The sequence below is a fragment of the Allobosea sp. genome (assembly GCF_051860145.1).
GTDB lineage: Bacteria > Pseudomonadota > Alphaproteobacteria > Rhizobiales > Beijerinckiaceae > Allobosea.
In genome coordinates, this window is the sequence record NZ_JBHYEM010000006.1 from 84,271 (window position 1) to 97,876 (window position 13,606).

Sequence of the window (13,606 nt, forward strand, 5' to 3'; positions counted from 1 at the left end):
CGCAGGCTCCGGCAGTTTGCGCCATGGCTTTTGACAGGTCGAGCGGCAAACGCCACAAGGCGTCGCGCCGTTGCGCGCTCGTCTGGAGGCCGTCATGGAAAACCCTGTTCTCGCCGAGGTCACGCGTGGCGGCACGGTTGAGTCGCGTCATCGCGGCGCGGCGATCGTGGTCGATGCCGATGGTGGCACCGTGCTGTCGCTGGGCGATGTCGAGCGCCCCGTCTTTCCGCGTTCCGCCGTCAAGGCGCTCCAGGCTCTGCCGCTGTTCGAGAGCGGCGCTGCCGACCGTTACGGGCTGAGCGAGCCCGAGATCGCGCTCGCCGTCGCGTCGCATTCCGGCGAGCCGGCCCATGCCGAGACATCGCTCGCCATGCTGAAGAAAGCCGGGCGCGACGCCGGCTGCCTCGAATGCGGCGCGCATTGGCCGATGAACGAGGCCGCCGCGCGCGCCATGGCCAAGGCCGGCCAGGAGCCCAGCGCCCTCAACAACAATTGCTCGGGCAAGCATGCCGGCTTCGTCTGCCTTGCCTGCGGGCTCGACGAGGATCCGGCGGGCTACGTCAAGGCCGCTCATGCCGTGCAGAAGGCGGTGCGGGGCGCGCTCGAGGAGGTCACGGGCGCGGCGCATTCCACCGATCTCATGGGCACCGACGGCTGCTCGATTCCGACCTATGCGGTGCCGCTCTCCGCGCTTGCGCGCGGCTTCGCCCGCTTCGGCAGCGGGCAGGGCCTCGGCCCGGCGCGTGCCGCCGCCGCCGCCCGCATTCGCAAGGCCGTCGCCGCCCATCCCTTCATGGTCGCCGGCACGGGCCGGTTCGACACGCGGGCGATGGAACTGCTGCGCGCGCGCCTCTTCATCAAGACCGGGGCGGAGGGCGTCTATTGCGGTGCGCTGCCCGAGCTTGGCCTCGGCATCGCGCTCAAATGCGACGATGGCGCTGGCCGGGCGGCGGAGGTCGTGATGGCCGCGCTGATCGCACGCTTCCTGCCGATGAGCGATGCGGAAGCGGCCGGCTTTGCGCCGATGCGCGAGAGCGTCCTGAAAAACTGGAACGGCATCGAGGTCGGCCGCGTCCAGGCGGCGCAGGCGTAGGGCTGCGCTTGACGCCGCAGCGGCTTCGGCGCGAGGCTTGCCGCCCGCCTCCGGTTCCGCGTGATGCCGCCCTCCTCAGAAGCAGCCAGCCGTCCCGCTGCAGGCCGCGCCGGCGCTTTTGGCCGGGACCTGCTCGCAGGGCTGACGCTCGCCGCGATCACGATTCCCGAGCAGATGGCGACGGCCCGCCTCGGCGGTTTCGAGCCGCAGGTCGGCTTCTACGCTTTCGTCGCGGCGACGCTGGGCTTTGCCCTGTTCGGTGCGAGCCGCGTCCTCACCGCCGGCGCCGACTCGACGATCACGCCGATCTTCGTCAGCGGCCTCGCCGCACTGGCCGCCAGCGGAACGATCCCGGCCGGCGCAGCCGCCTTGCTCGCGCTCCTGGTCGGCGTGGTGCTGCTCGTCGCCGGTCTGCTGCGGCTCGGCTGGATCGCCGACCTGCTGTCGGTGCCGGTGCTGAGTGGGTTCCTCGCCGGCATCTCGGTGCATATCGCCGTGTCGCAGCTTCCGGGTCTGCTCGGCATTCCCGGCGGCGGCCCTCACATCGCCGGGCAGATCGCCGCGCTCTGGCACGGCCTTGGCGGCGTCAACGCGATCTCGGCGACCATCGGCATCGCGACGCTCGCGACCATGCTCCTTTGCGAGCGCTTCGCCCCGCGCTTGCCGGGGGCGCTGCTCGTGCTTGTGGCAGCGACGGCCGCGGTGGCGCTGTTCGGGCTCGAGGCACGCGGCGTCGCCGTGCTCGGCGCATTGCCCTCCGGACTGCCGAGCCTGCGTCTCCCGCCATTCGACTGGTCGGATATTCGTGGCCTCGTCCCGCTTGCGCTCATCGTTGCGCTGGTCGTGATGATGCAGACGGCGACGGTGAGTCGCTCCTTCCGGGATCCCGATGGCGGCGAGCCGAGGATCGGCCGCGATTTCCTCGGTCTCGGCGCGGCGAATCTGCTTGCCGGTCTCGCCGGCTCATTCCCGGTCAATGCCAGCCCGCCGCGAACGGCCGTGGTGGCCGAGAGCGGCGGCAGTTCGCAACTCGTCGCCCTGACGGCGGCGCTGGTCGTGCTGGCGCTCGCGGTCGCGGGGGGCTCGTTGCTCGCGCAGGTCCCGGCGGCGGCATTGGCCGGCATCCTGCTCTTCGTGGCGCAGCGCATCTTCCGACTCGACGTCATGCGCCGCATCGCTGGCCAGTCTCCGACGGAATTCGCGCTGGTGGTGCTCACCGCCATCGCGATCATCTGGCTGCCGGTCGAGACCGGCGTCGGCATCGGCATCGGTTTATCGCTGCTGCACGGCGTCTGGATGACGACGCGCAGCGAGCCGCTGGAATTGCTGCGCATTCCTGGCACGACGATCTGGTGGCCGCCGGAGCCAGGCCATTCGGGTGAAAAAGTCGCGGGCGTGCTCGTGGTCTCCTTCCCGGCGCCCTTGCTCTTCGCCAACGCCGAGAGCTTCCGGCGCAGCATCGTGGCGCTGCTCGCAGCCCGCCGGCCGGCCCTGCTCGTGCTCGATGCCGGCGGCATCGCCGCCATCGACTATACCGCCGCCCAGGCGCTGCTGGCTGTGGTCGAGGCTTGCCGGGAGCGAGACAGCGCCTTCGCCATCGCCCGCGTCGAATCCGTGCGCGCCTTCGAGGCCCTGGAGCGCTTCGGCGTGACCGCCGAGATCGGCGCAAGCCATGTCTTCCACAGCGTCGAGCAGGCGGTCATGGCGTTGGCGCCACGGGCTGAAAAGGAGGCGTCATGAGCTATTCCATCGAACCTCGCTTGCATCCGGTTGCGATCGCCGATCTCAGGCCGACGCAGATCACCGTCGGCATGCGCGAGGTTGAGACCAAACGGGCCCGCTGGCGCGATGAGCGCGGCGGCAAGGGCGCCGATTTCCTCGGCCGACATGCCGTGCCGGTCGTGGCTGGTCCGAAGAACAGGCTCTATCTGATCGATCACCATCACCTCGCCCTCGCCTTGCATCTGGAGGGCGAGGAATCCGTGCTGACCACGCAGGTCGCCGATCTGTCGCGGCTCGACCGGCACGAGTTCCGGACCTTTCTCGACAATCGCGGCTGGATGCATCCTTTCGATGCCGAGGGGCGGCGCTGCGGCTATGACGAGATCCCGCGCCGGGTTACGGGGCTCGTCGACGATCCTTATCGCTCGCTCGCGGGTGCGCTCAGGCTCGCTGGCGGCTACGCCAAGAACGAAACGCCGTTCAGCGAATTCCTCTGGGCGAATTTCCTGCGCCGCCGCATCAAGCGCGCGGCGATCGAGCGCTCCTTCGGCAAGGCGCTGGAGCGGGCCCTGCTGCTGGCGCGACAGCCGGAGGCCGATCACCTGCCGGGCTGGTGCGGGCCTTGCGATTGAGGTTTCTCAATTGGCGCGAAAGGCGCGCTAGCTGACTGCGTTGTTGTCCACCCGGATGCCTGCGGCCCGCTTGTCGGCCCCTCGCGTCAGGTCGCCGGTGACGGGTTTGCCGTATTCCGTGCCGACGACCGCGCCCAGCCTCGCCTCCGAGATCACGTTGTTGGCGATCAGGGCAGTACGCTCCTTCGGCACGAGCGAGATCCCGATCCCGATCCCGGTCTTGCGCACCATGTTGCCGGTCGCGACGAGGTTGCGCATGCCCCAGGACCAGCCGAGCGAGATACCGATCTCGCTGGCGTTCTCGATGACGTTTCCGGTCACCGTCGCCTCGGCCTCGACATGCACGCCGACGCCGCCGACCGGCTCCTTGCCCTTCGGCGCAAGACCTTTCTGGGCGTTGCGGATGATGTTGTTGGCGAAGACCGACAGCCGGCCGCCATGGTCGAGATTGGTGATGTTGGCGCCCTGTGCGCAATCCTCGACCAGGTTGTTGCTGATGATCGCGCCCTCGAAGGCGAATTCCGAGTAGAGCGCGACCTCGCCGCAGCGCCGGCCCTGATTGCCGATGATCTGCACGCCGGAGCCGGAATTGTTGCGGATGAAGGTCAGCGCGCAATCGCGCAGCGTGTTGCCCTCGATGATGACGCCGCCGGCACGGTAGAGGCTGATGCCGTTGCCATTGGGCCCGTCGCCGCCGGCATCCGAGCGGATGCGGTTGATCCGGTTGCCGCGCACCAGCGATTGGTCGTCGCCGGCCTGGCTGCGCCAGATCTGGATGCCGTTATTGCCGCAATCCTCGACCTGGTTGCCCTCGATCGAGAGCCCGCGCGAATCGAGCGAGAACAGCGCGGAATCCTGCATGCTGCGGAAACGGTTGCCCTGGATGCGCCCGGCCGTGCGGTTCAGTGTCAGGCCGACCGATCCGGCATTGGCGAAGTCGCAGTCGCTCAGGCTGAGATCGGCGACCTCGTCCGCCGCCAGGAGGCCTGCGCGCTGGCCGAGGCGGATGTCGAGCCCGTCGAGGCCGAGGCCGACAAGGGCGGCGCGCTTGATCCGCCGCACAACCAGGAGCGGGCCGGCCTGCGCGGCGATGAACTGCGTCGCGCCCGGCACCCCGATCAGGCGGGCGCCTTCCGGCAGCACGACACTGGAAATGCGGTAGCGGCCGGGAGCAATGAGGAGCGGCGCGTCACGCTTCGACGCTTCGAGCAACGCGTTCTGCAGGACCCGCGACTGATCCTCGGCCGAGCCGGCGCGCAAACCGAAATGGCTTGCCTCCAGCCCCCATTGGCCAAGCGGTGTCGCCGCGTCCGCCCTCGGTCTGGATTGCGCGAGGGCAGGGCCGACGGCGAGTGCGCCTGTGCCAAAAAGGGTCGCAGCCAGCAGGGAGCGCCGGGAAAGAGCCATGAGGACCTCCGTGGCCGCGCAGAGCTACAAGCGGCATGCCGCCTGGAATGTCGCGTTCCGGGACGTCAGCGGCCGGCCCGGGCCATCATGCGGCCGATCTCGGCCAAGGCGGCGCCGAGCGATGCGGCATCCGGGCGAAAGGCCGGGACGCGGCCGGCTGGCTTGCGCCCGGCAGCTGGCCGGAGCCACGGCACATGCACGAAGAGAACCGGCACCTTCTCCCGGCTGTCGGCCGCCAGCGCCACCGCGTAGCAGGCATCGCAAAGATAGCGCCCGGCGCTGGGCGAGAGACGCGAGCGCAGCCGCCTCCGTTTCAGGATCGCGAGCGCACCTTCGGCATTTGTGGTTGTCCGGGCGGGCAGGGCTCGTGAGGCGGAGGCCCGACCTGCAGTCCCGCCCGTCGCGTCGGGATGGAGCTGGCTGGAGCGGCCGCGCGCGAAGAGCTCGACCCTGACGAAGCGCGCCCGCGCCGCCAGCCCCAGCATCAGGATCGCCCTCGGCTTCCTGTCGGCCAGGAATGCACGCAAGGCCGGCAGCCCGCCGGAATAGCTAGTCTCGAGAACGAGAGCTTGCGCGTCGAGACCGCCCCGGCGCAGGCGCCTCGCGATCTCTCGCGCCAGAATGGTGGTCGGATTGACCCTGACATGCGGGAAGGGGCCGAAGCCGGTGACGAGGATGTCCATTCGGCCGCGTTCCCCGATCACAGGCCGAGCGCCTTCGCGATCTCGTCGGCGGCCAGGGTCGGGCTGAGTTCGCCGGCGCCCACGGCCGCCTCGAGCATCGGTGTCCGCGCCTTCAGCGCCGGGTCGTGGCGGAGCCTGGCCTGGAGCCGGTCTTCCACCATCGCCCACATCCATTTCACGTCCTGCCTGCGGCGCTTCTCGGCGATCAGGCCCTTGGCGCCGAGCCGGGCGCGATGATCCTCGACCTTCGACCACATCGCGTCGAGTCCGTCGCCCGTCAGCCCCGATATGGTCACGACCGGCGTCGACCAGAGCGAGGAGCTCGGCGCAAGGATGTGCAGCGCGGACCGATATTGCGCGGCCGCGGCGCGGGCCGCGTTCGCTCCCGCGCCGTCGGCCTTGTTGACCGCGATCATGTCGGCGATCTCGACGATGCCCTTCTTGATGCCCTGCAATTCGTCGCCGGCATTGGGCAGCATCAGCACAAGGAAGAAATCGGTGAGATCGGCGACCGCGGTCTCCGACTGGCCGACGCCGACGGTCTCGACCAGGATGACGTCGAAGCCGGCCGCCTCGCAGAGCAGCATCGTCTCCCGCGTCTTGGCGGCGACGCCGCCGAGCGTCCCCGACGAGGGCGAGGGGCGGATATAGGCGTTCGGATCGACCGCGAGCCGCGCCATGCGCGTCTTGTCGCCGAGGATCGAGCCGCCGCTGCGTGTCGATGACGGGTCGACCGCCAGCACGGCGACCTTGTGGCCGAGCCCGGTGAGATACGTGCCGAGCGCGTCGATCACTGTCGACTTGCCGACGCCGGGAACGCCGGTGATGCCGACGCGGTTGGCCCCGCCGGCATGCGGCAGCAGACGCTGGATCAGTCTGTGAGCCTGCTCGCGGTGATCGGCGCGCCTTGATTCCGCGAGCGTGATGGCGCGCGCGAGCGCGGCCCGCTCGCCGGCGAGAATCGCGTCTTCAAGGGCGGCGACATCGACCATGGCTGGCAAGTAGCAAGGCTTGGGCAGGGGCGACAAGGAGACAATCTGGTCATCACTGTGTCATGGATGCATCTTGAACATCCCCCGTGGCGGTGAGACGAGTCCAATCCATGATCCGCGCGGCGTTCCGGCTTCGAATAATGGCGATCGCGTTGCTGGCTCCGCTTGCGCTCGGCGCCTGCGGTGGGCCGCCGCGAACGCTCACCCTGGCCTCGGTCAACCAGGCCGATACGGCCGGCACCGTCCGGATGTATGTGGCCACCACGCGCGAGCCCGGCGCCGAGCCGTTCTATTTCACCGGTGAGCGCGGCCCCAAGCTGGCCTTCGCCGAAGTCGATATTTCCGTGCCCCGCGCCCATAAGCCGGGAGAGCTCGAGCTGCCCGGCAGCTACGACAAGATCAATCCGGCGCAGCATTTTGCCGTCACCTCGGTCCAGCGCCTCGACTTGCCGCCGATCGTCGCCCGCGTCCGCCGTGAGATCCAGGCGCGCCCGGCGAGCGCGCGCGAGGTGCTGGTCTTCGTCCACGGCTTCAACACCAGTTTTGCCGACGCCGCCTACCGCTTTGCCCAGATCGTCCATGATTCCGGCTTCAAGGGCGTGCCGGTGCTGTTCACCTGGCCGTCACGCGGGCAGTTGCTGGCCTATCCCTATGACCGCGAAAGCGCCTTCTATTCGCGCGACTTCCTCGAAATGAACCTGCGCGCCATCGCGAGCGATCTCGGGCCGAGCCGCATCGACATCCTGGCCCATTCGATGGGAACCTTGCTGACGCTGGAGACCTTGCGGCAGGCCGCGATCCGCGGTGACGGCAGTTTCGGCGGCAAGCTGCGCGACGTGATGCTGGCGGCGCCCGATGTCGATCTCGACGTGTTCAAGACGCTGATACGGGAGATCAAGCGACCGGTGACGGTCTTCGTTTCGGCCGATGACAGGGCGCTCGATTTCTCGCGCCGCTTTGCCGGCGACAAGAAGCGGCTGGGTGCGATCTCGGCGAAGGACAAGGACATCGTCGCCGATCTCGAAAAATCCAAGGTCGACATCATCGACCTGTCCGAGGTTTCGAGCAGCGACAGCCTCAACCATGGCAAGTTCGCCGCCTCGCCCAAGGTCGTCCAGATGATCGGCCGCCGCCTGCAGGCCGACCGCGGCATTGCGACGCGCGGTCCGGGCTTCGGCGATCGCCTCGGCGATATCGCGGGCGGCGTGGTCGGCACGGTCGGCGGCACGCTCGAACTCGTGGTGACGGCGCCGGCCGCCATCGTCGCGCAATAGCGCGGCGCATCCGGCGCGGGTTGTTGCACCCGCGCCACTGTGAGCCGAAGTCGAGAATTCGATGCAGGACTGCCGCATTCTGGCCGCGTTAGCTTGGCCTTAAGGCATCGCTGGCCAATTCGGCTGCATTCTCGAACCAGCGGACTTTCGACACGCCATGCCCGATTCGCGGCGCGCTCCTTCTATTCGCTTCGCCTTGCTCGCGGCATTCCTCGCGCTCGGGCTGTCGGCCTGTGCGCAGACCGAAGCGGCGATGTCGCCCTTCACCGAGACGGCCCATGCCGATTCCTCCACCTTCGGGCGCGACCCTTCGCTCCTGGTCGTGACGACGCGCAAGTCGCTCGGCGACCGCGAGCCCTTCTTCGGGCCCGACCGCGGCTCCGGTCTCAGCTTCGCCGAAGCGCGGCTGTCCCCGCCGGGGCGTGGCGTCGTCGCGGCGAGCGTCGGCAGCGACTGGAGCGTCGTCAGCGTCGGCAACCGGACGTCCAGCGATGCGGCGCGCGCCTTCTCGGAGGCCGCGAACGGGCGCGACGTGCTGCTTTTTGTCCACGGCTATAACGAAACCTTCGCGTCGGCGGCCCGCAGTGCGGCCCAGCTCTCGCATGCCCTGAAATTCCAGGGGCGGACCGCGCTCTTCACCTGGCCGTCCGGCGGCAAGCTCTTCGATTACGGCTATGACCGGGAAAGCGCGCTCTGGTCGCGGGACGGCTTCGTGCAGGCGCTGCGCGCCCTCGTCGCCAATCCGACGGTCGGCCGGATCCATATCGTGGCGCATTCGATGGGCACCTTCCTGACCCTCGAAGGCCTGCGCGAATTGCGCGAATCGACCGATGTCTCGGCCCGTATCGGCGCCGTCGTCTTCGCCTCGCCCGATATCGACATCGACGCCTTCGAGCAGACGGTCTCCAGGCTCGGCCCGCTCGCCAGCCGGATGACGCTGATCATCGATCCGGGCGACAGGGCGCTTGCCGTCTCGGCGCGGATCGCCGGCGGCGTCGCCCGCGCCGGCACCGCCGACCGGGAGCGGCTGGAGAAGCTCGGCGTCCGCGTCGCCGACACTGCCGGGCGCGGCTGGAGCATGCTGCGGCACGACCTCTTCCTGACCGATAGCGAGGTCACGCAGGTCGTGCGCCGGGCGATGGACCGGGCCGGCGTCTGAGGCGCTTGTCGCGAGAGGCGAGCCGGGAGCAGGATAGCGCGCCAGCAGGAGGCCCCGGCTATGGACAATCTCTCGCGTCTGACGAGTGTGTTTCTTCTCGCCGGGCTCGCGCACGTGGCGCCAGCCGCCGCTCACGATCTCAAGCCGTTCCAGGAGGTCGGGCGTTCGCATGTCCTGCATGAGGATGTCTCGCCCTCGGGCACCGAGACGATCAATGTCGAGACCTATGTGCCGCAGGCCTGCGCGGCCAAGCCGTGCCCACTGGTGATCTCGATGCACGGGCTGGGGCGCAACGCGGCAGGGGCCCGAGACAACTGGGTCGATGCGGCCGACCGCTACGGGCTGCTCGTCGCCGCGCCGCATTTCGACAAGGAGCGTTTCCCGACCCGTCTCTATCAGCAGGGCGGCGTGCGGGATGAGCCGGATCGCGCGAAATGGGTCTATGCCGTCATCGAGCGCTTCTTCGACCAGGCGTTGAAGAGCGGCCGCGTCGCGGGCGACACTTACGTCCTGTTCGGCCATTCCGCCGGCGCTCAGTTCGTTCACCGCATGGTGCTGCTGATGCCGGAGGCGCGCTTCTCGACCGCGATCACCGCCAATGCGGGCTACTACACCTTGCCGATCGGCAAGGAGGCCGCGGGCGGCTTCAGCTTTCCGTTTTCACTCGATGGGACGCCAGCGACGGAGGTGAGCACGAAAGCCGCTTTTGCCCGGCCGCTCCTGATCATGCTCGGCGACCAGGACACCGACCCCAACCATCCGCAGCTCAACACGTCGAAAGGCGCCGAGGCGCAGGGCCCGAGCCGGTTCGTCCGCGGTCAGAATTTCGTTGCGGTCGCGGCAGCCGAGGCGAAGCGTCTCGGCGTCGCCAGCCCGTGGCGCGAGATCATCGTGCCCGGCGTCGCGCATGAGCAGCGGAAGATGGCGAGCGCCGCGGCTCAGGCGCTGTTCGGCAAGCCCTGAGACGGGCAATGCCAAGCGCATCCTGCGATTGCGGGGCTGTGACGCTCGAGATCGCGCGCCGGCCACGACAACTCACGGCCTGCAACTGCTCGATCTGCCGCCGCTACGGCGCGCTATGGGCCTATTACCGGCGAGGGTCGGTGGCGGTTCGTTGTTCTCCCACCGATGCGCTCGCAGGCTATAGCCGGCGCGAGACCGGGGCGCTCACCTTCAAGCATTGCCGGATCTGCGGCTGCGTCATGTTCCACGAGCGCAGGCGCGATGCCGGCGACGACACCAGGCTCGGCGTCAACACCCGGATGATGGAGCCGGACGATATCGCGGGGCTCCGGATCAGGACGCTCGATGGCGCGTCGAGCTGGCGCTATCTCGACTAGGCGCCCCGCGGTCACGATAGCGGCGGCAGGCCGATCCGCTTCTTGATCGTCGCCATGGCGAAGTTCGATTCCACCGACTGGATGCATTTCAGCCGCGTGATCTTCTGCTTCAGGAAACGCTCGTAGCCCTCGATCCCGTCGGTGACGACGCGCAGCAGATAGTCCTGCGAGCCGGTCATCAGATAGCACTCGGCGACCTCGTTCCAGCTTTCGACCGCCTTCTCGAATTCGGCGATATGCTCCTGCGTCTGCTGGGAGAGTCGGATCGAGACGAAGACGCTGAAGGGCAGGCCATAGGCCTTGGGGTCGAGGATCGCGGAATAGCCGCGGATCACGCCGCTCTCCTCCAGCCGCTTCAGCCGCCGCAGGCACGGCGTCGGCGAGAGGCCGATCTTCTCGGACAGGTCCTGATTGGTGATGCGGCCGTCCTCCTGCAACAGCGCGAGCATCCGGCGGTCCGTCGCGTCGAGCATAAGATGCTACCTCATCATTGTTTGGGAGCAGGAACCTGCACGATGTGCCTGTAGAACAATCGCTATCGTTCATGCAATGCCGCGCGGAACGGCCTAACCTGTCGGGCACGCGGCTAGGCCCGATGCCGGCACAGGAGAGCGCGATGAGCGACAACAACTATCACAAGGACCGCATCGCCAACCGTCGGCTCCATCCCGAGACCCTGATGATGGGTTATGGCTACTCGCCGGCCATGTCGGAAGGCTCGCTCAAGCCGCCGGTCTTCCTGACTTCGACCTTCGTTTTCGAGAACGCCCAGCAGGGCAAGGACTTCTTCGACCTGACCTCGGGACGGCGTCAGCTGAAGCCCGGCGAGAAGTCGGGCCTGGTCTATTCGCGCTTCAACCATCCCAATATGGAGATCCTCGAGGATCGCTTGGCGATCTGGGACGAGGCCGAGAAATGCGCCGTCTTCGCCAGCGGCATGGCGGCGATCGCGACGACCTGCTTCGCCTTCATCCGGCCCGGCGACACCATCATCCATAGCCGCCCGCTCTATGGCGGCACCGAGACCTTGCTGAAGAACCAGATGGGCGCCTTCGGTGTCACCGCCTTCGGCTTCACCGACGGCGTCGACGTCACGCAGATGCGCGAGACCGCCAAGGCCGCGGCGGCCAAGGGGCGCGTCGCCATGATCCTGGTCGAGACGCCGGCGAACCCGACCAACGGGCTGGTCGATCTCGCTGCCTGCGCCGCCATCGCCGACGAGCTCGAGCAATCGCAGGGCCATCGCCCGCCGATCGTGGTCGACAACACCATGCTCGGTCCGAAATTCCAGAAGCCCCTGAAGCACGGCGCCGATCTCTCGCTGCTCTCGCTGACCAAATATGTCGGCGGCCACAGCGATCTGGTCGGTGGCTCGATCAGCGGCTCCGAGGCACTGGTGCGGCAGGTCAAGAGCTGGCGCGGTTCGCTCGGCACGCAAGCCGACCCGAATTCCTGCTGGATGCTGATGCGCTCGCTCGAGACGCTCGACATCCGCATGAGCCGGGCCAACGAGAACGCAGCTCTCGTGGCCGAGTATCTCGCCAGCCACCCCAAGGTCGCGAAGCTGCATTATCTCGGCGATCTGCAGGAAGGCGATCCGCGCAAGCCGGTCTTCGACAGGCAGTGCACGGCGCCCGGCTCGACCTTCGCCTTCGACGTCAAGGGTGGCGAGAGGGAGGCCTTCGCGGTCCTCGACAATCTGCAGATCATGAAGCTTGCCGTCAGCCTGGGCGGCACGGAGACGCTGGTGTCCCATCCGGCCGCGATGACCCATTCGGGCGTCGCCCGCGAACTGCGCGAGGAGATCGGCCTCACCGACGCGCTGATCCGCATCTCGGTCGGCATCGAGAATATCGAGGACCTGATCTCGGATCTGGCGCAGGCTTTCGAAGCGGTGTGAGGCGTCTACTGGGGCGGTCGCCTGACGCGGCCGTCTCCGCTTCCGGTGCTCACGGACATCAGTCCGCTGCGCTCCGGTTCTCGACAGCCGCGCCAGCAGACTCTCCCCAGCGACGTCTCAGTCGACTTCGCGTGCTTGCGCCGCGCCAGCTCTCGCCTAAGCTGGAGGCCATCTGGCAGATCGCTGGCGGAGCCGCCCATGCTCGCAGGACAACTGGCCTTGGTCGTCGCTGCCGTTTTCACCGGCGCCGCGCTTTACGTGAATGTCGCCGAGCAGCCGTCGCGTCTCCTGCTCGACGACCGGGCGCTGCTGACCGAGTGGCAGCCCTCCTACAAACGTGGCTTCGCGATGCAGGCGCCGCTTGCGGCTATCGGCTGTGTTCTCGGCCTGATCGCCTGGTGGCAGACGGGAGCCGGCGCGTTTCTGCTCGGCGCGATCCTGATCGTCGCGAACTGGCCCTGGACCCTGTTCGGCATCATGCCGACCAACAACGCGCTGATGGCGATGGATCCGGCCGCGCCTGCTCCCGAGACCCGCGCGCTCATCGTCAAATGGGGAGGGCTGCACGCAGTCCGGACGGTGTTGGGCGCGTTGGCGACGCTGGCGTTCCTGTGGGCGACGCTCGCGATCTGAGGCGCTCTCAGATCCCCACCCGCCCCCAGCCCGGCAGCTTCAGCGCCGGCTCGCGGATATCGAGCCCGGCGACGAGGCCGAGCAGGTTGATCTCGATGCCTTCGACCCAGCCGAGCGTCACGCCGGCGATGCCGAACAGCGAGGCCTGGATGCCGGTGCGGCTCGGCGTCATTCCGGCGAAGAGCCCGTCGGCGCGCCAGTCCTTGCCGATCGCCGTCGGGGGCAGGGCGTGGGCGAGCTCCGGCACCTCGGCCAGGACATGCTGGACGAAGCTGTTCGAGTTCGGCCCGGGCCAGGCCGAGTAACTGCCATAGGTGCTGTAGCTGTAGCTCTTCACCGCCTCGCGGATGCGCGGGATCAGCGCCTCGGCGCGCGGACCCCTGATCTCCGTGACCAGCTCCGGAACATTGCCGAACCAGCGTCCGTCGGCCTCGCGATGGTTGACCCGCACAGGGTTGCCCCAGCCGACGACGTCGAAGCGGGTATAGGCACTGGCGCCCTTCTCCTTCACCACGACCCAGGAGTGATGCGCGAAGATGCCGCGCCAGCGCCCGACGCGGGCGGCGAAGACATGGATCGTGGCGTCGGGCTCGATCGCGGCCGCCGGCAGGAGCTGCGCGCTCGACCAGTCGGCACGGCGCCAGTCCGGCGCGAGCGGCTGCCATTGCCACCAGGCCGCATGGGTGGCGACCGGCAGCAGGAACAGGAGCGTGAAAAGGATCAGGAACCGGCGGGCGAGGCGCATCGGCGCAGAATATGTGGGTAGATTGT

General features: G+C 68.2%; 14 protein-coding genes. 9 read left to right on the forward strand and 5 right to left on the reverse strand.

What is annotated here, in order from left to right:
• Window positions 1–94: 94 nt before the first annotated feature.
• The 3 genes from ACTIF2_RS12275 to ACTIF2_RS12285 all read left to right on the forward strand — a co-directional run bounded on the left by ACTIF2_RS12275 (window position 95) and on the right by ACTIF2_RS12285 (window position 3,447).
• Window positions 95–1,093: an asparaginase gene (locus ACTIF2_RS12275; protein WP_439497358.1), complete on the forward strand. Its 999-nt coding sequence runs from the start codon at window positions 95–97 to the stop codon at window positions 1,091–1,093.
• A 63-nt stretch (window positions 1,094–1,156) separates the two neighbouring features.
• Window positions 1,157–2,833 carry a SulP family inorganic anion transporter gene (locus tag ACTIF2_RS12280; protein ID WP_439497359.1) on the forward strand — a complete coding sequence of 559 codons (1,677 nt, stop codon included), beginning with the start codon at window positions 1,157–1,159 and terminating at the stop codon, window positions 2,831–2,833.
• The gene (locus ACTIF2_RS12285) at window positions 2,830–3,447 is read left to right on the forward strand and encodes a ParB-like protein (protein ID WP_439497360.1); all 618 of its coding nucleotides are present in this window, start codon (window positions 2,830–2,832) and stop codon (window positions 3,445–3,447) included. The genes ACTIF2_RS12280 and ACTIF2_RS12285 overlap by 4 nt, the downstream gene beginning before the upstream one ends.
• 27 nt (window positions 3,448–3,474) lie before the next feature.
• Here ACTIF2_RS12285 and ACTIF2_RS12290 read toward each other — a convergent pair whose 3' ends face one another.
• The 3 genes from ACTIF2_RS12290 to meaB form a co-directional block, all read right to left on the reverse strand.
• On the reverse strand, window positions 3,475–4,854 hold the full coding sequence (locus ACTIF2_RS12290; RefSeq protein WP_439497361.1) for a TIGR03808 family TAT-translocated repetitive protein: 1,380 nt from the start codon (window positions 4,852–4,854) through the stop codon (window positions 3,475–3,477).
• A gap of 65 nt (window positions 4,855–4,919) precedes the next feature.
• Window positions 4,920–5,537 carry a pyroglutamyl-peptidase I family protein gene (locus ACTIF2_RS12295; protein WP_439497362.1) on the reverse strand — a complete coding sequence of 206 codons (618 nt, stop codon included), beginning with the start codon at window positions 5,535–5,537 and terminating at the stop codon, window positions 4,920–4,922.
• A 17-nt stretch (window positions 5,538–5,554) separates the two neighbouring features.
• Window positions 5,555–6,529: a methylmalonyl Co-A mutase-associated GTPase MeaB gene (gene meaB / locus ACTIF2_RS12300; protein WP_439497594.1), complete on the reverse strand. Its 975-nt coding sequence runs from the start codon at window positions 6,527–6,529 to the stop codon at window positions 5,555–5,557.
• Window positions 6,530–6,669: 140 nt separating this feature from the next.
• Here meaB and ACTIF2_RS12305 point away from each other — a divergent pair, with 140 nt between their 5' ends.
• From ACTIF2_RS12305 to ACTIF2_RS12320, 4 genes are all read left to right on the forward strand, one after another.
• Window positions 6,670–7,803: an alpha/beta hydrolase gene (locus ACTIF2_RS12305; RefSeq protein ID WP_439497363.1), complete on the forward strand. Its 1,134-nt coding sequence runs from the start codon at window positions 6,670–6,672 to the stop codon at window positions 7,801–7,803.
• A 157-nt stretch (window positions 7,804–7,960) separates the two neighbouring features.
• Entirely contained in the window at window positions 7,961–8,962 is a 1,002-nt protein-coding gene (locus ACTIF2_RS12310) for an alpha/beta hydrolase (RefSeq protein ID WP_439497364.1), read from the forward strand.
• Between the two features lie 60 nt (window positions 8,963–9,022).
• Window positions 9,023–9,925: an alpha/beta hydrolase family protein gene (locus ACTIF2_RS12315; protein WP_439497365.1), complete on the forward strand. Its 903-nt coding sequence runs from the start codon at window positions 9,023–9,025 to the stop codon at window positions 9,923–9,925.
• An 8-nt stretch (window positions 9,926–9,933) separates the two neighbouring features.
• On the forward strand, window positions 9,934–10,302 hold the full coding sequence (locus ACTIF2_RS12320) for a GFA family protein (protein ID WP_439497366.1): 369 nt from the start codon (window positions 9,934–9,936) through the stop codon (window positions 10,300–10,302).
• Window positions 10,303–10,313: 11 nt separating this feature from the next.
• On the opposite strand, the gene ACTIF2_RS12325 is transcribed toward ACTIF2_RS12320, so the two are convergent.
• Window positions 10,314–10,775 carry an Lrp/AsnC family transcriptional regulator gene (locus tag ACTIF2_RS12325; protein WP_439497367.1) on the reverse strand — a complete coding sequence of 154 codons (462 nt, stop codon included), beginning with the start codon at window positions 10,773–10,775 and terminating at the stop codon, window positions 10,314–10,316.
• Between the two features lie 143 nt (window positions 10,776–10,918).
• On the opposite strand from ACTIF2_RS12325, the gene ACTIF2_RS12330 reads away from it, so the two are divergent.
• A complete protein-coding gene (locus tag ACTIF2_RS12330) occupies window positions 10,919–12,202 on the forward strand; it encodes a cystathionine gamma-synthase family protein (protein ID WP_439497368.1) in 1,284 nt (427 codons plus the stop codon).
• 198 nt (window positions 12,203–12,400) lie between these two features.
• Entirely contained in the window at window positions 12,401–12,835 is a 435-nt protein-coding gene (locus ACTIF2_RS12335; RefSeq protein WP_439497369.1) for an anthrone oxygenase family protein, read from the forward strand.
• Between the two features lie 7 nt (window positions 12,836–12,842).
• On the opposite strand, the gene ACTIF2_RS12340 is transcribed toward ACTIF2_RS12335, so the two are convergent.
• On the reverse strand, window positions 12,843–13,580 hold the full coding sequence (locus ACTIF2_RS12340; protein ID WP_439497370.1) for a DUF3750 domain-containing protein: 738 nt from the start codon (window positions 13,578–13,580) through the stop codon (window positions 12,843–12,845).
• Window positions 13,581–13,606: the final 26 nt, after the last annotated feature.